Genomic DNA, 20,644 nt, shown 5'->3' on the forward strand with positions numbered 1-20,644 from the left:
GTGATGATTGATGGAGGGAAACTCAAGATGAAAACTGAGGCTATATTAAAAAAAGAAGCAATGAAAGTCCTAAAAGAAACGAGTCGTACCTTTTATATTCCGATTAAATTACTAGAACCGAATGTGAGAGAAGCCGTTGCGTCTGCTTACCTTTGCATGCGCGCAATCGATGAAATTGAAGACCATGAACAACTCGATAAAGTAGTAGTCGTCTCATTATTGCAGCAAGTGAGTGATTTATTGGACCGGAAAATTGAGACAGACGAGCCGATTGCAGAAGAACTTGCAGAATTATTCGCACCGTACCGTGACCAATTACCAGAAGTGACATTGCGCTTAGCGGATTGGATCGATTTCTGCCCGGATACGGTGACAGATAAAGTATTAGAATCCACTGCGATCATGGGTAGAGGGATGGCGGAATGGGCGGAGAAAGACTGGATCGTTGCGACGCGTGAAGATCTCGATGATTATACATACTATGTAGCGGGATTGGTCGGTGTCATGTTGGCTGACATTTGGCGCTGGTATGATGGGACGGAAACGGATAGAGACCTTGCGATCGGCTTTGGCCGCGGCTTGCAGTCGGTCAATATTTTACGCAACTACAAAGAAGATGCCGTGCGCGATGTTAACTTTTTCCCGAATGGCTGGAAACTGCCGGAAATGTTTAGCTATGCGGAAGAGAACCTGGCATTGGCGGACCGCTACATCGAAGATATCCAAACGAAAACGATCTTGAATTTCTGTAATATTCCATTGGCTTTGGCACATGGTACGCTGGACGCACTTAAAGAAGGACGCGAGAAAATGTCGCGTGTGGAAGTAGTGGCGACGGTCAATAAAGCGATGCTGAAAAAATAATCGAGTGAACGGAGGATGGCGATGCTAGATTTGCTCATCATTATGTTTGAACGAGTCGGGATGATAGTGGCAGTCGCTTTCCTCCTGACTCGTTTTCGCTTTTTCCAAAATATGATTCACCAAGATGTGCTCGATCGGCGACAAGAACTCACCGCTATTTTGTTTTTCGGTCTATTCGGTATTTTTGGGACGTATTTTGGTGTAGCACTCGACATGCAGACATTTCATTTTGAAAATATGTCCTGGCAATTAACGACAGATGAAGCAATTGCGAACTCGCGCGTCATCGGAGTCGTGGTGGCGGGATTGCTTGGAGGCTATCGTCTCGGAATTGGGGCGGGCTTGATCGCAGGGATTCACCGGATGTCTCTCGGAGGATTCACGGCGATTTCTTGTGGGATCTCGACGATCATTTCTGGTGTCATTGCAGGCTATTTTTATAAAAAGGGCAAACATACGACGCCGCTCGCTGCGTTTTTAATCGGCGCATTGGCAGAAGCGCTCCAAATGCTGCTCATTCTAGTAATTGCCGATCCGTTTCCGAAAGCGCTTGCACTCGTTCAGGCGATTGGATTGCCGATGATTTTGGCGAACGGCATAGGTGCAGCGCTATTCATGTTGATCGCCTATAATGTCATTAGCGACCAAGAAAAGATTACAGCGTTGCAAGCGCAAAAAACCTTGCGAATTGCCGATCAGACGCTTGGTTATTTACGTACAGGCATGAAGCAACAAACCGCGGAAGCTGTCTGTAAAATTTTATTCAATGAATTGCGACCAGGTGCTGTCGCGATGACGAATAAAACGGATATTCTTGCATTTCTCGGGCCAGTAGGTGAACCATTGCACGGACCGATTCAAACGGACATCACCAGGCAAGTGATCCAGCAAGGAACGCTCGTCGTCGCGGATACAATCGAACCGGACCCGTATAATTCATCCTGCGAAGCGGTTGTTATCGCGCCGTTAAAAACGCGCAACGAAACGGTAGGAACGTTGAAACTCTATTATCCGTCACGCAAAGCGATTACCGACGTAACAATAGAGTTGATCGCTGGACTTGCAGAACTGTTAAGCAATCAATTGGAAATTGCGGAAGCGGATCGTGCCTATCAGTTGGCGAAAGAAGCTGAAATTCAAGCACTGCAAGCACAAATCAGTCCGCATTTCTTGTTCAATTCTATGAATATTATTATTTCATTGATCCGCACCAATCCGGACGAGGCGAGGAAATTACTATCTTCACTGTCTTACTTCTTGCGTCAAAATTTGCAAGGGACGACAGCGAAACTCGTAACTCTCCAGCAGGAACTCGCTCACGTCGAAGCATATTTAATGATAGAAGAAGCTCGCTTCATCGATAAGTTAAAAATTTGCATCGACACCGATCCAGCGATTATGCATCATAAGATCCCGCCACTGACGCTCCAACCGATTGTCGAAAACGCGATTACTCACGGTATTAAAGACTTGGCGGCAGACGCAATCGTTCATATTTCTATTGAAGACATGGAGCGGTTCATTCGCATTACCGTACAAGATAATGGCAGCGGAATGGAAGAAGAACGTCTACAACAAGTGGGGCAAACGCAAGTACTGTCTGAAAAAGGGACGGGTGTAGGATTATATAATGTCAATCGACGCCTGCAAATGTCGTTCGGCACAGAACTGGAAATCCATAGCGCACCGGATAAAGGAACGAGCATTTCGTTCCATATTCCGAAGTCGGAGGGAATGCCTGATGAGTGAAATAATTCGTGCGCTCGTAGTAGATGATGAGCGCTATGCACGGGAAGAATTAATCTATCTATTGGAACAATCCGATCAAGTGAAAATTGTCGGTGAAGCAGATTCCGGTGAAACGGCGATCGTCAAAGCGATCCAGCTTCAACCGGACGTCGTATTTCTAGATATTGAAATGCCGAAAGTCGATGGAATGGTAGTGGCCAAATCGCTCAGTGCCATGAAGAAAATTCCTTTCATCGTGTTCGCCACTGCGTATCCACAGTTCGCCGCGGAAGCGTTTCGCATTCATGCCACGGACTATTTACTGAAACCGTATGATGAAGAACAATTGCGTCAAACGATCGAACGCATCGCAACGTTGCTACTTCCGGCAGAAACTACTCTTCCGCGCATTAACCGCCTGCCTGTAGAGACGGAAGGAGAAATCCATTATATTCCGATTGACGATATTTTATATATTCATAGAGAAGAAAAATGGACGAAAATTGTTACGCGTACACGTGAATATGAAGCGAGGACGACTTTGAAGGAGTTGGAAAGCAAGCTGACTTCGTTTTCGTTTTTTCGCATCCATAAAAGCATCGTCGTCAACTTAGCGTATATCGTTCGCTTGACTCCATGGTTTAACGGAGCTTATCAGCTGGAATTGCTCGATCGTACAGAACCGTTGCCTGTCAGTAGAAACTATGTCAAAGAACTGCGTCATCGATTGGAAGGTTGACCGCTGCATGTTAGCAGTCTAGCAGTGCATCTTACTGCGCGATTCTGACATGTTGCGGGAATTCTTCATACGACGAGCCCCTCTCCCTTATAATGAATGTAAGCGTTATCATTAGAAAGGGGAGAATAGCAATGATTACATTTTTATTTTCTATCGTGTTATTGATTGTCGGATATTTCACGTATGGTAAATATATCGTGAAAATGTTCGGAGTGAAGGAAGACCGGGCGACTCCAGCGTATACAAGTGCGGACGGAGTCGATTATGTACCGATGAGCACGAGTAAAAACTCATTGATTCAGCTATTGAACATTGCCGGTGTAGGACCGATTTTCGGACCGATCATGGGTGCGCTTTACGGCCCGGTCGCATTCGTCTGGATCGTCGTCGGCGCAATTTTCGCAGGAGCAGTACATGATTATTTAACAGGCATGATTTCCATTCGTAATCGCGGCGCACATTTGCCTGAACTTGCGGGGAAATTCCTTGGGAAAGTGATGAAGCACGTCGTCAACGCATTTGCGCTCTTGTTATTAGTTTTAGTCGGTACGGTGTTCGTTTCGGCGCCAGCAGGACTTTTATACAATCTGATGAACGGTTGGATGGCACTAGGAATTATCGTAGCACTTATTTTCCTTTATTATATTTTGGCTACTTTATTGCCGATTGATAAAATTATCGGACGTTTCTATCCAATCTTCGGTGCGTTACTTGTGATCAGTGCATTCGGTGTCGGCGGCATGATGGTCATTAAAGGTGTACCAATTCCTGAATTAACGTTTGCGAACTTGCATCCTGATAATTTACCGATCTTCCCATTACTTTTCTTGACGATTTCTTGTGGGGCACTATCTGGTTTCCATGCGACACAGTCTCCGATCATTTCCCGGACGACACAAAAAGAAAGTCAAGGACGCAAAATTTTCTACGGTATGATGATTGCAGAAGCTGTCATCGCCATGATTTGGGCAGCGGCAGGTATGGCATTGTTCAATGGAGCGAACTTAAGTGAAATTCTAGCGGCTGGCGGACCGGCAGTCATTGTCAGCGAAGTGTCTGTCGCAATGCTCGGTGCAGTGGGCGGAACTCTCGCTATTCTAGGGGTGATTATTTTACCGATCACGTCAGGCGATACAGCATTCCGTAGTGCACGCATGATTATTGCGGATTATATTAAGTATCCGCAAGTCAAACTTATGAGTCGTCTATGGATCGCATTACCGATGTTTGCGATTTCTATCGCACTTACACAAGTCGATTTCAATATTTTATGGCGTTACTTCTCTTGGGCGAATCAGTCTACAGCAGTGATCGCGTTGTTCGTCGGGGCGATGTATCTCTTCATTGCAGGCAAGAATTACTGGGTAGCACTCATTCCCGGGACGTTCATGCTGATGGCGACTACAACGTATATATTAAATGCAGCGATTGGTTTTGGGCTTCCGATGAATGTCTCGCTAATCGGTGCTACAGTCATTTCGATCTTCCTAGTCGCGTTATTCTTTAATGCAGCAGTAAAAGCGCGTGCTGCAAAAATACCGCTAGAAGAAGATATTACAGGCTGGAATTCAACGTCTACAATTTAATAAAAGAAGACACACACGAAATGTATGAAGGTTCTCAGCCTTCATACATTTTTTTATGTTATATATGGCGTTTTTTGTCGATTAATACGTCTAAAGAATGCTTGCGAAAGTTGTCAATTATTCTATATACTATACATAGTACATTTAAAGTGTAATATTACACCTTTTAAGAAAAGAGGAGTATCTATGGATAAACAACAGCTTATCGCTCTCGTGCATCCTCGCTTGAAATTAATTCGTACCGAGAGGGAATATACGCAAGATCAGATGGCGGACAGTGTAGGCATATCGAAGAAAACGCTCGTGCAACTAGAAAAAGGCCGCCAAGAGTTGGGGTGGACGGTGGCTGTTGCGATCTGTGCGGTGTATCGGGAGAGTACGATATTGCGAGCGGTTCTCGGAGAAGATCCGGTAGAATTAGTAGAGATGGCGGTGCATTCGGAAATTCATTCGCAACAGCTTACTAGCGCTGTGGTGACGTGGTGGACTGATATAGGGATGTGGCAACAATACAAGCTCCAACAGCATACTGTGAGCGGACATTATCGCATTATTGGGGAAGGAAATCAGCGGCTGTATAGTAGCGCTGTAAAAGAAAAAGCACTAGCGGAATTTAAGAAATATATGGATATAATGAATTGATTATAGCAATATACTTTCAACGAAAAAGATAAAAACCAGTACTCATTTAGGAGTGACTGGTTTTTTCGATCGTAAATGTAAAAGTATTCGCATGCGAAAAACTCCCGTTCGTATACGTGCGTTCTTCAAAATAGACTTCATCGTTCTTATCAATCGTCACAACTGTCGTGCAACGTGTGCCGTAGTCCGTTGAAGCGATGAAAATGGAAGATAATAAACTTTCTAACTCATTTCCGACACCGGTATCTGGTAGTTGTTCAGTCGGGAATGTTTCTGCGCGTTGCATGATGGCGAATAATGTGTCTGGATCGACTACATTATGTTGCTTCAAATGTTCTTGTAGCAACGCTTTCGTTTTCTTTACTTTTGGCCATGGAGTGTCTAAGAAAGCATTGCTCAATCCGTACGTACCAGGAGAAAGCGACTGGATGGATTGTTCGATGTTCGAGTAATAATATAATTCGTCAGCCGATCCTGCCAGTACATTGAAGCCTGTGTAGCGCTCTTTATTGGCATGTAGTTCTTCCATGAACATTTGCGGATCGGTGTCTGATTGTAAGAACGATGAGACGATATGTCCGCGTGAAATTTCTCCTGTAAGCGGCAGAGTGAAGTCGCGGTAATTAGTAAGAGCGGCAATTTTTCCTTGTTTATTGACACCGAGCCACGTGCCGAATTGTTCTAGATCACGTCCCGCCACTATATTCGGAGCATCTGACCAAAACGCAGCCGGAGCGGTTGGCCGCTTATATTCTTCGTCACGATTCGCCATCAGGACGAGTTTATACGTCGGATGGTCGTTTAACTGAAAGGATAGCAAACACATGGTAAGCGCCTCCATTCTATGTATTTTTGCTAGTGTATCACGCAGGTTGTCGTTTGGCGAGTACCGAGAATTATGTAGCGTGAATAATAAGCAAACGAAATAGATATATGTTTGTTTTACTCTTGAAGGACTCGAATATACGATGTAGTATATTTACTAACGGACAAACAATATCTATAAACGTTTGCTTATGTAGATGTACTCGAAAGGAAGTGCGAGCTTGTGGAACCTATGGAGCAATTATGGGACGCTACAGTTGAGGAAGTAAAACAAGGATACATAGAAGAGAAAAATGCCTATCAATGTTTGTTGTGTGGCAAACGACTGGAGAAAGGGATTATTTATCCGTATGAGCACGCTTTATATGATGCGGAGCGATTCATGCGTGTTCATATCGAACATTCTCATCAATCGGTTTTTTCGTATTTGATCGGCTTGGATAAGAAATGGACAGGTCTGACCGAACATCAAGGGGATGTCCTACGGTTGTTTTATCAAGGCAAGACGGACAAAGAAGTTCAAGATGAATTGGCAATCGGCAGTGCCACTACCGTTCGTCATCACCGGTTCGCGCTGAAAGAAAAAGAACGACAAGCGAAAGCGTTTTTGGCGATGATGGAACTGATCAAAGAACGAGCAGATCAACCGACTGCTTTTCTGACGCCGCAAAAAGCTGCACAAGTAGTAGGTGACAACACGGCTCTAGCAGAAGATGAAAAACATGCTATTCTTCAGCGTTTTTTTCCTGAAGGTGTAACAGGTATGGTCAATGAATTTCCTACAACGGAGCAACAGCAGATGATTGTCATGCAAGAAGTGGCACGCCGCTTAAACGGAGAAATTACTTACAGTGCAGATGAACTAGAGCGACTGTTGCGGACGATTCATGCAGACGTGGATCGATTGAAGAAAGCGTTAGTGGATTATGGCTTTGTTGGACAGACGCGTGACGGCAGTCAATATTGGTTGAAGTGAGTGGCAAGGTTTAGAATTTTAGCGAATGGGAAGAGTAGTATTACTTGCGAAAGGAGCGGAATACGAATGACTGCTAAAGAAACTGTACAGAAAATTTTAGATGAAAGCATGGTAGGTACAATGGCGACGGTGGACAATGGAAAGCCGTACAGCCGCTATATGACATTTATGAATGATGGATTGACACTGTATACGCCGACAAATAAAAAGACGGAAAAAGTCGATGAGTTGGAAAGTAATTCTCATACGCATATTTTGCTTGGGTATGATGGAGAGGGCTTTGGCGATGCGTATGTGGAGTATTCGGGTAATGTGTCCATTTCGTCGGATGATGAGCTGAAGAAGAAGTTGTGGAATGATCAGATGGAGCGTTGGTTTGATGGCCCGGAAGATCCGAATTTAGTCATTTTAAAAATTGAACCTGCGGCGATTCGGTTAATGAATAAGACGGGACAACCGCCTGAAGATATTTCTTTGTAAGTTTTAAAGAGGACGGGACTGTTCAGAAAGTCAGTAGTATCTGATTTTTTGAGCAGCCCTTTTTTATGGAAACGAATCAGTTGGGGGTGACGCGAGGTATGTCGTTATGTTGCGTTTCACCTGTCGATCTAGTCGCGAGTCGCCGGCTTCCACTTCACTGAATTGTTCTGTTCTTTCATTTCCACTTATACCCAATCCCCCATACAGTTACTAAAATTTCGTCTATAGGAAAATCTGATTTTTTTAATTTATCCCGTAGATTTCGGATGTGTGAGTCCACGGTGCGAACTTCTGTATACGTGTCGTATTCCCAGGCGACTTGAAGTAAATCTTCCCTAGTGAATGTTCGGTTCGGTCGCTGCATCATGGCTTCTATAATGTAAAATTCTTTCATTGTCAGCCGAACTTCGTGGGTGTCGTAAAGGATTGAATAAGAGTCCAAGTTCAATGTAAATGGTCCTTCTTGGATGGTCTTTGGTTCGTATTCATCTGAAACACGCCGTAGAGCAGCTCGTACTCTCGCTGTTAGTTCACGTTCGTCAAATGGTTTCGTTATGTAATCATCTGCTCCTTCATCCAGTCCTTTGACGACATCTGATGTATTGGAACGGGCGGTTAATAAAATGACGGGCACGGTGGACTGTTCTCTAATTTTCCGGCAAACTTCCCAGCCGTCCATGCCGGGCATCATAATGTCGAGCAGTACGAGATGTATATTCTCTTTTTGAAATAGGTCGAGCGCGGCTTGTCCATCTGTCGCTTGTAAACAGCGGTAGCCATGCGGCAATAGAAATAGTTCAAGCAGATCGAGCATCCGCTGTTCATCGTCAATAAGTAAAATCGTCTTCATGTTGATCCCCATTTCTTGTCATAGTCGTACAGTAAATATGCTTCCTTTCCCAAGTTCGCTCTGCACTTCGATTGTTCCGCCGTGAGCTTCGGTCAACTCTTTGACAATCGCAAGTCCTAGACCCGCGCCGCCAAATGAACGGGAGCGTGATTTCTCGACACGGTACAATTTTTCGAAAATCTCTTGCTGGTTTTCAGCCGAGATGCCACAGCCGTTATCTTCGACTTGAAGAACCGCATACGCTTTCTCTTGAAATGCACGGACGATTACGATACTTCCACTTTTTGAATAGTGCAGGGCATTGTCTAATAAATTAAGAATTATTTGTTCAAGTCGCATGCGATCCGCGATGAGAGAAAAGTCGTGGGCAGCTTCGATGTGGAGCGTGATGTCTTTCATATCAAATGAAGGTTGGACGAGTTGAACGATATCCTGAATGAACTGTTGTGCGGAAAACTCGGATTTCGTTACAGAGAACGTCATTTCGTCCATTTGTGCTACATCCATCAAGTTTTTCACTAATGTTTTTAAACGCTCGGCTTCTTCTTCGATAATCGCTACATAGTGGAAGCGTTCCGACTCATCAAGCCCGCCACGTTGAGCCACTTTAGCGTAGCCGATCAAATAGGTTAAAGGCGTGCCCATTTCATGAGAAACTGATGATAAAAACTCTTTGCGTTCACGCTTCACCCGACGTAAATCATTTGATAATGTACGAATGGAAGTAGCCAGTTCCCCAAGCTCGTCGTTCGCTAGCTTAGGCAAATCTACATTATAGAATCCTTTGCTCATTTGTTCAGTCGCTTCTTTCATTCGGATTAGTGGTCGCGTTAACCACTTCGACAGCAGGAAGTACACGATGAATAGCACGATGATACTTCCTCCGCCAGCCAGTATAAAATGAAGATTGAGTTGATGTACTAACTGGCGAATAGGAATGGTACTTTGGAACATGAGGAGCGTCCCTGAATTTTCTCCTGCCACATAAGGATGTACACTGACAAGATAAGGTGACTGATTCCAATCCACAGGTACAATCATGTCTTCCGTCGGTTTTTCTTCTTGTATTTGACGGATATACGTTGTGAGTACGTCTTCGTTTACTGCCGACTGTTGGATAATATTTCCCGTCTCATCGACAATGGCGACGTCTCGTTCACTACCGTTTTCCATGAGAACGATATGATGCAAAGTCGTTTCATTATAATTATCTTCCAATACATTTCGGTGATTACTGCCGGTTTCTAGTAGCCGGTCCCACTCTTCATCTACTCGGGCGTGTGTAATCGTCTGATGTAAATACACCATTAGTACCGTGTCTAAAATAAGAAATGAAATAATGAATGATGCCGCTAATTTTGTGGAGATTTTTTTCATGACACGCACCCCTTTTCCTTCTATTGAGAAGTATAAGCTAAACGTATCAAAAAAGTATGCAGAATGTGTAAAGAGTGGATGGATTCCTATTTTGCTAATTAAGGAGTTTATAAGGAGTTTTGCCGTAGTACTTCTCATCGGATTCTCTATTGTTATACTAATACTACTAACAAAAAGGAGTGAAAGCATATGAAAAAACAATTGTTGACAGTGAGTGCAGCATTTGCGCTAGTGCTGGCGGGATGTGGTGCTTCGACAACAGAAGAAGATCCGGTTCCGAACGAAGAAGTGTCTCCAGGCGATATGGAAGGGATGGACCATTCAAGCGATGGCAGCATTCCTGAAGGGTTAGTAGAAGCGGACAATCCGACCTATCCTGTAGGTTCTGAAGCGATCATTGAAACAGACCATATGGAAGGGATGAAAGGTGCGGTCGCTACGATTACGGGTGCATTTGATACAACGGTTTACTCGATCAACTACACACCGACAGACGGTGGAGAGAAAGTGATGGATCATAAGTGGGTCGTTCATGAAGAAGTGGAAGATCCGGCTCCAGCTCCTCTTGAAAAAGGGACAGAAGTGACAGTTCTTGCGGATCATATGGAAGGAATGGAAGGTGCGAAGGCGGAAATCGAATCTGTAGAACAGACAACTGTCTATATGATCGATTATGAGTCCACGACAGATGGAAGTGAAGTAAAAAATCATAAGTGGGTCGTTGAAGAAGAATTATCTCCGCAGTAATCATTTACTATGAATAGGTCGTGAAAACAATGAACATTCGATGGATTGTGCTAGGGCTGCTCATGGCTCTTTTGTCAGCAGGTTGCAGTAACGAACAGACAAACGATGACACCCCATCACCTGAAGTAGAAATTAAACAGCTAGTGAACGATTATACTGTCAGAAATGCAGTCGCTGCGTCTGCGTCGATTACGTCGTCCGAATTAATCGTGACAGATGAAAATAAACAAGTAACGACATACGATCTTCCTGAAGACGAATTTTTCGTATCCATTGCGCCATTTGTTACGAGCACGCATCCTTGCGATATTCATAGTCTGACGGGTTGCCAAGGAGAGCTTGTGGAAGAGGAGTTTACGGTGCATATAAAGGACTCGCAAGGTCATGTAGTTGTTGACGAAATAAAAAAGACCGAAGCGAATGGATTTATCGATCTATGGCTTCCGCGTGATGAGACGTTCACAGTGACGATTTCACAAGATGATAAGAAAAGCGTTTCTGACATTACGACATTCGACGGGGATAATACGTGCATCACAACGATGCAATTGCAATGAAGTAGCTGTATGTCAAACGACAATAGATGAAAGAAAAGAAGAGTCGCACAGAACTCTTCTTTTTTTTGCGTTTGCTACTCCTAATGTCTTCACATTCCTAGTTATTTAGCAATCCCCTTGAATTACCATTGATTATCTCTTCTTTTATTGGGTATACTACTGATAGGAACTCTTGTTCTTATAGGGGAGAGGATGGCATATGAAAGAGTTGCCGAATAGAGAAATCGCGTGTTTAGATATGCGGAGTTTTTATGCGAGTTGTGCAGCCGCATGGGAAGGTCTCGATGTGATGAAGACACCGATTGCGATTATTGGAAATATAGAACGAAAAGGCGGTGTGGTGCTTGCGGCCTCTCCGCCACTTAAAGAAAAGTTCGGTATTCAGACCGGTATGCGACTGTACGAAATCCCTGATGATCCGAGCATTCATTTAATTGAACCTAAAATGCAGTTTTATATAGATATTTCGATGGAATTGACGAGACTACTGAATCGCTACGTGCCGAAAGAAGCTATTCACGTGTACAGTATTGATGAAAGTTTTATCGATTTTACAGGGACAGAAAAGTTGTGGGGTCCGGTTGAACAGACGATTGCGCGCATACAGGACGAAATGTATCGGCAGTTTCAATTGCACTCGGCTTGCGGCATTGGACCGAATATGTTGCTGTCAAAGTTGGCACTTGATCTAGAGGCGAAGAAGACGGGGATGGCACGCTGGACGTATGAGGATGTGCCCGATAAGCTATGGCCTGTCTCTCCTTTACATAAAATGTGGGGAATTGGACGAAAAGTGGAGAGGACGCTGGAAGATATGGGGATCTACACAGTAGGCGATCTCGCGCACGCTTCCTTGGATCGATTGGAGAAAAAGTTCGGCGTGATGGGCAATCAGTTGTATTATCATGCGCATGGTATCGATTATTCTACGCTTGGGTCGGTTTTGATCGATCAGCAAGTGAGTTACGGGAAGGGGCAGACGTTGCTCCGCGATTACGTGACGACTGATGAGATTTTGACGGTAGTGCTGGAAATGTGCGAGGATGCGGCGATGCGTTTGCGTTTGGCGAAAAAGAGGGCGCGCACCGTTCAGCTATCGTTCGGTTATTCGAAGCATGTGCACGGTGGCGGTTTTCAGCGACAACAGACGCTAGAAAGCTCGACTGATGAAACGCTAGTCATCTATCGTGTCTGCATCAAATTATTCGAAACGTATCACGACGGGCGTCCGGTGCGTCATATTTCGGTCAGTCTTTCAAATGTAGAAGACGCAAATAGTTTCCAATTAAATTTATTTGAACCACTTCAGGGAAAACAAGAGAAATTAGGTCATGTGATGGATGAGTTACGTCAATTGTATGGCTCAAAGGCTATTTTACGTGCCGTATCGTTGACGCCTGGAGGGACGGCCGACCGACGAAGCAAGTTAATCGGAGGGCATTATAAATGAGGCTTGTTAGTAAATCATTCGAAAATCGAACAATGCGAGATGCGTAACTTTAGATATAGTATGACTTTTGATAAACTCATGTAGAGGCTAGTAAAAAGCGCTAGACGGTTTGTAGAAGGAGGAACGTGCATGAAAGTGTTATGGGATTTAGGTTGGTTTTTTAAAGAACGGAAAAAGCACTATATAATCGGCATTATTACGTTAATGTTTGTAGCATTCCTCCAGCTAGCACCTCCGAAAATTATCGGCATGATTGTAGATGCGGTGACGGAGGATGAATTGACGTTCCACATGTTGACGCGTTGGATGATTATATTGGCTGTGGCGGGAGTATTGATGTACGGTGGGCGCTATGTATGGCGGACGATGATTTACGGTTCGTCTGTTTATTTGGCGCGGACGTTGCGACAGCAGCTATTCTTGCACTTTACCAAGATGTCGCCTTCGTTTTATCAACGGCGTAGAGTCGGTGATTTAATGGCGCATGCGACGAATGATATCAATGCGGTTCAACAAACAGCAGGGATGGGAATTTTAACGCTGGCGGATTCTTTGTCCACAGGCGGATTTGTCATTTTAACGATGGCGTTTACGATTAGTTGGAAATTAACATTGATCGCGCTCATTCCCATTCCGTTCATGGTCTTGCTGACGAGTTATTATGGAAGATTGTTGCGTAAACGGTTCCGTGTGGCTCAAGAAGCGTTTTCGGATTTGAACGACAAAACGCAAGAAAGTATTTCGGGTGTTAAAGTGCTGAAGACATTCGGTCAGCAAGAAGAAGACATTGCGGAATTTACGGATCGTTCCAAGGAAGTCGTTGATAAAAACATGCATGTAGCGAGAGTAGATGCATTATTCGACCCGACGATTGCGGGAATTTTCGCTATCTCCTACGTCTTATCATTTTATTTTGGAACGCAGTTCATTTTGGCGGGAGACATAACGATCGGTGATTTGATCGCTTTTACTGCGTATTTAGGATTGTTGACATGGCCGATGCTCGCGATTGGCTTCCTATTTAATATAGTAGAGCGCGGAAATGCGTCGTATACGCGGATTTTGTCGCTACTTGCGGTGGAACCTGAAATTCAGGATCGATCGAATGCGGTGAAAAAGTTGCCCCATGGAGATATCGTCTTTGCGGTGGATAAATTTACGTTCCCAGACGACACGAGACCTGCGTTACGGAATTTGCATTTCACATTAAAGCAAGGCGAGACGCTAGGTATTGTCGGGAAAACGGGATCCGGAAAAACCGCCATTTTAAAAGTGTTAATGCGGGAATTCGACGGGTACACAGGGAGTATTACGTATGGTGGGATACCGATTACGCATTATAAGAAAGAGTGTTTACTCCAAGCGATCGGATATGTGCCGCAAGATCATTTCTTATTTTCCACAACACTTGCGGAAAATATCGCGTTCACTAATCCGCAAATTGATCAGGAAAAAATTGTGGCGGCTGCAAAATCCGCACATATTCATGAAGATATCCTGTCATTTAGCGACGGCTATGAAACACTCGTCGGAGAACGCGGGGTGTCGTTATCAGGAGGTCAAAGACAACGTGTGTCCATCGCCCGTGCGCTCTTGATGGATCCTGAATTATTATTGCTTGATGATTCGTTGTCCGCAGTGGATGCGCGAACGGAAGAAGCGATTCTACATTCATTGAAAGAGCAACGAAAAGACAAGACGACGATTATTACGTCTCACCGATTGAGTGCCATTCAACATGCCCATCAAATTATCGTGATGGATGAAGGAGAAATTGTGGAAATCGGTGATCATGATTCGTTGATCAAACAACAAGGAATATACAAAGAAATGTATGATTTACAGCAACTAGAGTCCATTGTAGAGCAAGGAGGCGAGGCGATTGAATAAGCAAACAGAGTTGTCCGCTCGCGATCAATGGAGGACGTTTATACGGTTGGTGCGCTATATTTTGCCATTCAAAGTTAGTGCGATGCTCGCGCTGATTTTGCTCATATTAACGGTTACAGCGACCATTGTCAGTCCATTGGTCATCCAAACATTCATCGATGACTACGTCGTACCGTTGAATTTTCCGATGAAATCCATCATGCTCATTGCGGGAATGTATATTGGACTGCAACTCGTCAATATGATTGCTTCGTATTTTCAGACGCTACGATTTCAAAAGCTCGCGTTAGACATTATTCAGCAATTGCGCATTGACGTCTTCACGAAAGTCCAGAAGCTCGGTTTGCGTTATTTCGATCAGACGCCAGCTGGTGGAGTTGTTTCTAGAGTAACGAATGATACAGAGTCGATCAAAGAAATGTTCGTCGGTGTCGCTTCTACTTTCTTGCAAGCGATTTTCGGGCTAGTCGGTGTGTATATCGCCCTGTTTACGCTCGATGCTAAACTGGCACTCTATACACTCATCTTACTGCCTGTGTTTTTAGTCGTTGTCGCTGTCTATCGTAAGTACAGTTCAGAGTTTTACCAAGACTTGCGGGAACGTTTAAGTCAGCTGAACGCTAAAATTTCTGAATCTCTTTCAGGGATGGGGATGATTCAGGCATTTAGACAAGAAAAACGACTGGCTGATGAATTTATCGAAGTCAATGAAGGTCATTATCGTGCAGGGATGCGCAATATTAAGTTTGACACGTTGTTGTTGACACCGTTAATTGATTTACTCTATACAGTCGCAATTGTGGCTGTACTAAGTTATTTCGGATATGTTTCTTTACTGCAACCAGTCGATGTCGGGGTTATTTATGCATTTACGACACTGTTGCGTCGATTGTTCCAGCCGATCCAACAAGTGATGTCGCGTTTATCGATTTTCCAGCAAGCGATCGTGTCCGCATCACGCGTATTTGCATTGATTGATGATCCAGAACTGGAGCCTACACAAACAGCCAATACGAAAAATGAAATCACGACGGGAACGATCGAATTCCGCAATGTGTCCTTTAGTTATGACGGCAAGCATGATGTGCTAAAAGATATTTCATTTAAAGCGAATGCAGGTGAAACGGTTGCGCTAGTCGGACATACAGGCAGTGGAAAAAGTTCAATCATTAACTTATTCATGCGTTTTTATGAGTATGAAAGAGGCGAAATTCTGATTGACGGTGTGTCGCTCAAAAACTACCCGATGGAAGAGTTACGTGCGAAAGTAGGCTTGGTGCTGCAAGATCCATTCATGTTCTACGGCGATATCGCAAGCAATATTCGACTCCATAACACGGAGTTGTCCGATGAGGATATACAAGCGGCCGCAGAATTCGTGCAAGCCGATTCGTTTATCAATGAATTGCCGAAAGGATATGCCCAAAAAGTGACAGAGCGAGGTTCCACGCTATCAAGTGGACAGCGTCAATTACTGGCCTTTGCACGTACGATTGCGATGAATCCGAAAGTCTTAGTATTAGATGAAGCAACTGCGAATATCGATACTGAAACAGAAGTCGCAATTCAAACGAGTCTGTCAAAAATGAGACAAGGTCGGACGACGATTGCGATTGCGCACCGGTTGAGTACGATACAAGATGCGGAACTCATTCTTGTGCTCCATCGCGGGGAAATTGTGGAACGGGGAACGCATGCGGAATTACTGGCGCAAAAAGGCTTGTATCACACGATGTATGAATTACAAAATGGTACCCAAGAAACACCGTAATACGCCGTCAAAAAGATGTCACAAACAAATGTAGCGTAATCTGCCATCGGGTTTGGTACGATAGAGTGGGAAAGCTGGCAATGTCAGCTTTCTACTATTCCTGAAGGTGAAGGAGGAATTCTGTTGGGAGCGGACGTAAATATTTTATTCGCATTTGGAGCTGGCTTCTTAAGCTTCATTTCTCCTTGCGTGTTACCGCTATATCCGGCCTTTATATCATACATCACTGGCATGTCACTCGATGATCTCGGGGATAAGTCAAAAGGTATGGGGCGTACGGGTGTTTTACATACGCTGTTTTTTTTACTAGGATTTTCAGTCGTATTTGTGATTTTAGGATTCAGTACATCGTTTATCGGATCGATCTTTTTGCAGTATCAAGATTTGATTCGTCAATTGGGTGCGATTTTCATCGTAGTATTCGGTTTGATGACAATCGGCTTATTTAAACCAGAGTTTTTAATGAAAGAGAAAAAGCTTCAATTCAAAAATCGACCGGCCGGCTATTTAGGTACAGCCTTGATCGGCTTGGCGTTTTCAGCTGGTTGGCAGCCGTGTATGGGTCCAATCATCGGTGCGATTATTTATCTCGCAGCAACCAATCCAGCGTCCAGTATGCTGTATATGATGTTGTATGTACTCGGTTTTGCGATTCCATTCTTTTTCTTATCGTTCTTTATTACACGAATTGGTTGGATCCGCAAACATAGTATGAAAATCACGAAAATCGGTGGCTACTTAATGATCGCATTCGGTATTCTATTGTTCTTTGACGGTATGGTATTTTTGACTAGTTTACTGAGCCCGATTTTCGGAGACTTCCAAGGATTTTAAACGAACGTAGCGAAGGCGAGGTGGAAATATGCAGGATATTACTTCTTTTGAACAGTGGCAAGAACGACTTACCCAAACTGACCAATGCGTGCTGTTCGTGAAAACGGATCATTGTTCAGTTTGCGACGGACTCTACCCGCAAGTAGCTGCACTGGAAAGCGAGTATCCTTTTCCGTTTTATCGTGTCAATGCTTCTGCGGTTCCGGAACTCGCTGGACAACTTTCGCTTTTCACAGCCCCAGTCGTTTTATTGTTCCATGAACAGAAGGAACTAACCCGCTTCGCACGGATTGTTCCGATGAATGATTTGAAAAAGCGTTTAGAAGAACTTGTTCAGTGGGGGAATGTGGATCATGAATAAATTACAAGAGTTGGTCGATTATTTATTCAACAGCATTCCATCCATTTACTTAATCATCGGCTCCACGGTTATTTTTATTGTAATGACGACATTTGTTTATACGATGCGCGCAAAGGCGGCCAATCAGCCGATTCAGGCGAAAAAGATTATTTTACCACCACTTTTCATGTCAACGGGAATGCTGATGTTTTTATTCGATGAATTTCAAGTGCCGTGGATTCAAGTGGCGGAAGCAAGTTTCGTCGGTTTGGTGTTCTCCACATTTTTAATTTATACGACTCGTTTTGAAATGAAAGAAGATGGCATCTATTTACAGAAGTCCAAAGCTTTTCTCGTCATCTTGCTTGGGTTGCTCGTCATTCGAATGATCGGTAAGATCGTTTTAAGTAACACGATTGACGTCGGAGAGCTTGGTGGCATGTTCTTCATTCTCGCATTTTCTATGATTTTGCCATGGCGTGTGGGAATGTTGGTGAAATATAAGCAGTTGGAGAAGCGTACGAAGTGATGAAAACATAGTATATATACGAAGTAAGCACCGATGGGGAAACCTGTTGGTGCTTTTTTGGTTGATGGTTTAGTTAGTTCGTAAGGGTAGTGTGTGTTGGGGCGTGAGTCGATTTTGTTTTGGGTTCTTGAATTTTTGAAAGTTCAGCTTTCAATTACAGCTTCTGCGAGTCGGGGATTCCCACCTACCAGCGCCGAAGTGACTACAATGAACCGATCACTTCCAAAAATCAGTAACGGTATCAACTAGTCCCACACTTACCCACTCACCTTCAAACTCTTAGGATTCACTACCTTAAAATCAGGGTATAAGAACACTAGAACGAAAAGGAGGAAAAGCACATGCCGGTACAAATCAAACGTGCATACGACAGCGTAGAGAAATCGGACGGTATGCGAATTCTTGTGGATCGTCTCTGGCCGCGCGGCGTCAGTAAAGGAGACGCAGCACTGGACGAATGGGTAAAAGACATTGGTCCAAGTAAAGAACTGCGGCAATGGTTTGACCATGACGCAGACAAATACGAAGACTTCAAGAAAAAATATAAAAAAGAACTCAAAGAAAATGACACACAACGGGAAGCACTGGAGCAATTAAAACAATGGACGAAGAAACATAATAAAAACATTACGCTTGTATTCGGCGCAAAAGACGAAAATCATAACCAAGCCGCTGTGTTGAAAGAAATACTAGATCATCAATAACCTAGCATCCGTATACTACTGGAGTATACGGATTTTTTGAGTATACAGCACCCAAACTCAAGACTTCCCATCAATCAAATCTTTCGTCATGAGCACATGAGGGATGCCGTCCTCCATAAATATATCGGACGAAGACGTGTAGCCAAGTTTTTTATAAAATCCTTCTGCTTGCGTTTGACCGTGTAATTTCACGCGGGTTTGACCATTGTTTGCTGTCGTGTCTTCTAAAGCTTGAATGATTACTTTTCCAAGACCGTATGAACGAAAAGGCTTGAGTACACAAATCCTCTCTAGCTTGCCGTACTGATCGACAGGGCGCACTCGGCCGGTTCCGACAGGTTGCTCATGATAATAAACTAAAACATGTTCACACAAGCCGTTGAGTGTATCATATTCATCGTATTCAACTTCCAGAGGGACATGCTGTTCTTCGACGAACACTTCTTTGCGAATGGCGAAGGCGGTTTGTAAGTCTTCCTTATTTATGATTCTTTTAACTCTCATTGGATTCATTCCTTTTCTACATATTTTTGCTAGCCTGATAGTGAAACATGCATTGATTCCATTATACATAAAGACGAGGAGGAAAAAGTATGAAACGGATAGTTCATCTATTCTGTGTAGTCCTCATAAGTGCAGCACTTACCGGATGCAAAAAACCTACCGAATGGGAACCGACTACGCACGCATTCACGGACGATCTAGAAGGTGTGACGATTACGTTGCTTGAAGAAAAAGTGACGCCCGCCAAAGGGGAGATCATAATAAAAAATGAATCCGATATAACGTATACGTACGGCGAACACTTTATGATAGAAAAAAATATACAGGGGGATTGGTATCAACTACCGGTACGTACGGGAGACCATCAATTTCCCGACAAGATTCATCAGTTGAAAGCGACTGAATCCGATGAATGGGTGATAGAGTGGAGTCTGCTTTACGGAAAACTTGAACGAGGGACGTATCGAATCATTAAAGGAGTGTCTGCTGAAAATCACGTAGAAGGCTACGAAACCCATTATGTGACAGCTGAGTTTGCGATTGAATGATGATAAAAAGGCAAGTCTGACTGGTTCTTCCGGGAGAATTCTTGAGGTTGTGTCGGGAAGTCAGTTGGTGTTCGTTCAGAAGTTGGAGTGGGGTAAGTGAACTTCTCCGGTGCGGATCAGAAAAGTTGTGTACGTGTGAGGATTCTCCCTACAGAACCGGACGCTTTCCTGAGGGGACGCGGCGGACTCGCCAGAAGTGCATTGGCGATTACGCCTGTCGTCCTGATCCTCCAGGAGTCGCCGGTTCTTCCGGGAGAATCCTTGACTTAGTGTTCGTAAGTCAGTCTGTGTTCGTTCAGAAAGAGGAGTAGGGTAAGTGACTTCTCCTTTGCAGTGCAGAAAAGTAGTGTACGTGCTAGGATTCTCCCTGCAGAACCGGACGCTTTCCTGAGGGTGCGCGGCGGACTCGCCAGAAGTGCGTTGGCGATTACGCCTGTCGCACTGATCCTCCAGGAGTCGCCGGTTCTTCCGGGAGAATCCTTGAGTTTTTGTCGGGAAGTCAGTTTGTGTTCGTTCAGAAGTTGGGGTAGGGTAAGTTCTGCTTCCTGAACAGTGTGGGTGGAGCTATGGGTTGCCTGACTGAATGCATATAGGGTCATTGCTTTTTTCCACTCAGTCCATCGAAACAGTCATAGTAGCTAGCAACACTTCACCGCTTTTTAACTTCAAAAACGGTCGCATTGTATCAGACAAGTCTATTTAG

The 20,644-nt window shown here is 44.1% G+C and carries 21 protein-coding genes; 17 read left to right on the plus strand and 4 right to left on the minus strand.

Features of this window, described 5'->3' with window-relative positions; all coding sequences use genetic code 11:
- Nucleotides 1-27: 27 nt before the first annotated feature.
- From DV702_RS04870 to DV702_RS04890, 5 genes are all read left to right on the plus strand, one after another.
- Complete coding sequence (locus tag DV702_RS04870; RefSeq protein WP_114923739.1) at nt 28-864, plus strand: squalene/phytoene synthase family protein; 837 nt, start codon at nt 28-30, stop codon at nt 862-864.
- A gap of 15 nt (nt 865-879) precedes the next feature.
- Entirely contained in the window at nt 880-2,613 is a 1,734-nt protein-coding gene (locus DV702_RS04875; protein ID WP_371682725.1) for a LytS/YhcK type 5TM receptor domain-containing protein, read from the plus strand.
- Nucleotides 2,606-3,331: a LytR/AlgR family response regulator transcription factor gene (locus DV702_RS04880; protein ID WP_114923741.1), complete on the plus strand. Its 726-nt coding sequence runs from the start codon at nt 2,606-2,608 to the stop codon at nt 3,329-3,331. Before DV702_RS04875 ends, DV702_RS04880 begins: the two co-directional genes overlap by 8 nt.
- Nucleotides 3,332-3,462: 131 nt before the next feature.
- Nucleotides 3,463-4,917: a carbon starvation CstA family protein gene (locus tag DV702_RS04885; protein ID WP_114923742.1), complete on the plus strand. Its 1,455-nt coding sequence runs from the start codon at nt 3,463-3,465 to the stop codon at nt 4,915-4,917.
- A gap of 186 nt (nt 4,918-5,103) precedes the next feature.
- The gene (locus DV702_RS04890) at nt 5,104-5,559 is read left to right on the plus strand and encodes a helix-turn-helix transcriptional regulator (protein ID WP_114923743.1); all 456 of its coding nucleotides are present in this window, start codon (nt 5,104-5,106) and stop codon (nt 5,557-5,559) included.
- 46 nt (nt 5,560-5,605) lie between these two features.
- Here the strand turns inward: DV702_RS04890 and DV702_RS04895 are convergent, their stop codons facing one another.
- A complete protein-coding gene (locus tag DV702_RS04895; protein ID WP_114923744.1) occupies nt 5,606-6,385 on the minus strand; it encodes an NRDE family protein in 780 nt (259 codons plus the stop codon).
- Between the two features lie 231 nt (nt 6,386-6,616).
- Here DV702_RS04895 and DV702_RS04900 point away from each other — a divergent pair, with 231 nt between their 5' ends.
- Nucleotides 6,617-7,360 (plus strand): DUF2087 domain-containing protein, encoded by a 744-nt coding sequence (locus DV702_RS04900; RefSeq protein WP_114925840.1) that lies wholly within the window; start codon nt 6,617-6,619, stop codon nt 7,358-7,360.
- Between the two features lie 66 nt (nt 7,361-7,426).
- Complete coding sequence (locus DV702_RS04905) at nt 7,427-7,840, plus strand: pyridoxamine 5'-phosphate oxidase family protein (protein WP_114923745.1); 414 nt, start codon at nt 7,427-7,429, stop codon at nt 7,838-7,840.
- A gap of 175 nt (nt 7,841-8,015) precedes the next feature.
- Here the strand turns inward: DV702_RS04905 and DV702_RS04910 are convergent, their stop codons facing one another.
- The gene (locus DV702_RS04910) at nt 8,016-8,690 is read right to left on the minus strand and encodes a response regulator transcription factor (RefSeq protein ID WP_114925841.1); all 675 of its coding nucleotides are present in this window, start codon (nt 8,688-8,690) and stop codon (nt 8,016-8,018) included.
- A gap of 18 nt (nt 8,691-8,708) precedes the next feature.
- Nucleotides 8,709-10,067: a sensor histidine kinase gene (locus DV702_RS04915; RefSeq protein ID WP_114923746.1), complete on the minus strand. Its 1,359-nt coding sequence runs from the start codon at nt 10,065-10,067 to the stop codon at nt 8,709-8,711.
- A 189-nt stretch (nt 10,068-10,256) separates the two neighbouring features.
- Between DV702_RS04915 and DV702_RS04925 the strand changes: the two genes are divergently transcribed.
- The 9 genes from DV702_RS04925 to DV702_RS04965 all read left to right on the plus strand — a co-directional run bounded on the left by DV702_RS04925 (nt 10,257) and on the right by DV702_RS04965 (nt 18,889).
- On the plus strand, nt 10,257-10,814 hold the full coding sequence (locus DV702_RS04925) for a YdhK family protein (RefSeq protein WP_114923748.1): 558 nt from the start codon (nt 10,257-10,259) through the stop codon (nt 10,812-10,814).
- A 29-nt stretch (nt 10,815-10,843) separates the two neighbouring features.
- Nucleotides 10,844-11,371: a CueP family metal-binding protein gene (locus DV702_RS04930; RefSeq protein WP_114923749.1), complete on the plus strand. Its 528-nt coding sequence runs from the start codon at nt 10,844-10,846 to the stop codon at nt 11,369-11,371.
- A 199-nt stretch (nt 11,372-11,570) separates the two neighbouring features.
- Nucleotides 11,571-12,821 (plus strand): Y-family DNA polymerase, encoded by a 1,251-nt coding sequence (locus DV702_RS04935; protein ID WP_114923750.1) that lies wholly within the window; start codon nt 11,571-11,573, stop codon nt 12,819-12,821.
- A 129-nt stretch (nt 12,822-12,950) separates the two neighbouring features.
- The gene (locus DV702_RS04940; protein ID WP_114923751.1) at nt 12,951-14,711 is read left to right on the plus strand and encodes an ABC transporter ATP-binding protein; all 1,761 of its coding nucleotides are present in this window, start codon (nt 12,951-12,953) and stop codon (nt 14,709-14,711) included.
- Entirely contained in the window at nt 14,704-16,482 is a 1,779-nt protein-coding gene (locus tag DV702_RS04945; RefSeq protein WP_240315683.1) for an ABC transporter ATP-binding protein, read from the plus strand. The genes DV702_RS04940 and DV702_RS04945 overlap by 8 nt, the downstream gene beginning before the upstream one ends.
- Before the next feature lie 123 nt (nt 16,483-16,605).
- Complete coding sequence (locus DV702_RS04950; RefSeq protein ID WP_114923752.1) at nt 16,606-17,316, plus strand: cytochrome c biogenesis CcdA family protein; 711 nt, start codon at nt 16,606-16,608, stop codon at nt 17,314-17,316.
- A 28-nt stretch (nt 17,317-17,344) separates the two neighbouring features.
- The gene (locus DV702_RS04955; RefSeq protein WP_114923753.1) at nt 17,345-17,677 is read left to right on the plus strand and encodes a thioredoxin family protein; all 333 of its coding nucleotides are present in this window, start codon (nt 17,345-17,347) and stop codon (nt 17,675-17,677) included.
- A complete protein-coding gene (locus tag DV702_RS04960; RefSeq protein WP_114923754.1) occupies nt 17,670-18,185 on the plus strand; it encodes a CcdC family protein in 516 nt (171 codons plus the stop codon). Before DV702_RS04955 ends, DV702_RS04960 begins: the two co-directional genes overlap by 8 nt.
- Nucleotides 18,186-18,526: 341 nt before the next feature.
- On the plus strand, nt 18,527-18,889 hold the full coding sequence (locus DV702_RS04965) for a DUF488 domain-containing protein (RefSeq protein WP_114923755.1): 363 nt from the start codon (nt 18,527-18,529) through the stop codon (nt 18,887-18,889).
- A 57-nt stretch (nt 18,890-18,946) separates the two neighbouring features.
- Here DV702_RS04965 and DV702_RS04970 read toward each other — a convergent pair whose 3' ends face one another.
- The gene (locus DV702_RS04970; protein WP_114923756.1) at nt 18,947-19,393 is read right to left on the minus strand and encodes a GNAT family N-acetyltransferase; all 447 of its coding nucleotides are present in this window, start codon (nt 19,391-19,393) and stop codon (nt 18,947-18,949) included.
- A gap of 89 nt (nt 19,394-19,482) precedes the next feature.
- Here DV702_RS04970 and DV702_RS04975 point away from each other — a divergent pair, with 89 nt between their 5' ends.
- Nucleotides 19,483-19,941 (plus strand): immunoglobulin-like domain-containing protein, encoded by a 459-nt coding sequence (locus DV702_RS04975; protein WP_114923757.1) that lies wholly within the window; start codon nt 19,483-19,485, stop codon nt 19,939-19,941.
- Nucleotides 19,942-20,644: the final 703 nt, after the last annotated feature.

Origin of the sequence: Sporosarcina sp. PTS2304 (genome assembly GCF_003351785.1) — a bacterium.
In the GTDB taxonomy this organism is placed as follows: Bacteria; Bacillota; Bacilli; order Bacillales_A; family Planococcaceae; genus Sporosarcina.

Bases quoted from the DNA above. Each gene is read 5' to 3' on its own strand.
- DV702_RS04870 (WP_114923739.1), top strand. From the start codon at position 28: ATGAAAACTGAGGCTATATTAAAAAAAGAAGCAATGAAAGTCCTAAAA.
- DV702_RS04875 (WP_371682725.1), top strand. From the start codon at position 880: ATGGCGATGCTAGATTTGCTCATCATTATGTTTGAACGAGTCGGGATG.
- DV702_RS04880 (WP_114923741.1), top strand. From the start codon at position 2,606: ATGAGTGAAATAATTCGTGCGCTCGTAGTAGATGATGAGCGCTATGCA.
- DV702_RS04885 (WP_114923742.1), top strand. From the start codon at position 3,463: ATGATTACATTTTTATTTTCTATCGTGTTATTGATTGTCGGATATTTC.
- DV702_RS04890 (WP_114923743.1), top strand. From the start codon at position 5,104: ATGGATAAACAACAGCTTATCGCTCTCGTGCATCCTCGCTTGAAATTA.
- DV702_RS04895 (WP_114923744.1), bottom strand. From the start codon at position 6,385: ATGTGTTTGCTATCCTTTCAGTTAAACGACCATCCGACGTATAAACTC.
- DV702_RS04900 (WP_114925840.1), top strand. From the start codon at position 6,617: ATGGAGCAATTATGGGACGCTACAGTTGAGGAAGTAAAACAAGGATAC.
- DV702_RS04905 (WP_114923745.1), top strand. From the start codon at position 7,427: ATGACTGCTAAAGAAACTGTACAGAAAATTTTAGATGAAAGCATGGTA.
- DV702_RS04910 (WP_114925841.1), bottom strand. From the start codon at position 8,690: ATGAAGACGATTTTACTTATTGACGATGAACAGCGGATGCTCGATCTG.
- DV702_RS04915 (WP_114923746.1), bottom strand. From the start codon at position 10,067: ATGAAAAAAATCTCCACAAAATTAGCGGCATCATTCATTATTTCATTT.
- DV702_RS04925 (WP_114923748.1), top strand. From the start codon at position 10,257: ATGAAAAAACAATTGTTGACAGTGAGTGCAGCATTTGCGCTAGTGCTG.
- DV702_RS04930 (WP_114923749.1), top strand. From the start codon at position 10,844: ATGAACATTCGATGGATTGTGCTAGGGCTGCTCATGGCTCTTTTGTCA.
- DV702_RS04935 (WP_114923750.1), top strand. From the start codon at position 11,571: ATGAAAGAGTTGCCGAATAGAGAAATCGCGTGTTTAGATATGCGGAGT.
- DV702_RS04940 (WP_114923751.1), top strand. From the start codon at position 12,951: ATGAAAGTGTTATGGGATTTAGGTTGGTTTTTTAAAGAACGGAAAAAG.
- DV702_RS04955 (WP_114923753.1), top strand. From the start codon at position 17,345: ATGCAGGATATTACTTCTTTTGAACAGTGGCAAGAACGACTTACCCAA.
- DV702_RS04960 (WP_114923754.1), top strand. From the start codon at position 17,670: ATGAATAAATTACAAGAGTTGGTCGATTATTTATTCAACAGCATTCCA.
- DV702_RS04965 (WP_114923755.1), top strand. From the start codon at position 18,527: ATGCCGGTACAAATCAAACGTGCATACGACAGCGTAGAGAAATCGGAC.
- DV702_RS04970 (WP_114923756.1), bottom strand. From the start codon at position 19,393: ATGAGAGTTAAAAGAATCATAAATAAGGAAGACTTACAAACCGCCTTC.
- DV702_RS04975 (WP_114923757.1), top strand. From the start codon at position 19,483: ATGAAACGGATAGTTCATCTATTCTGTGTAGTCCTCATAAGTGCAGCA.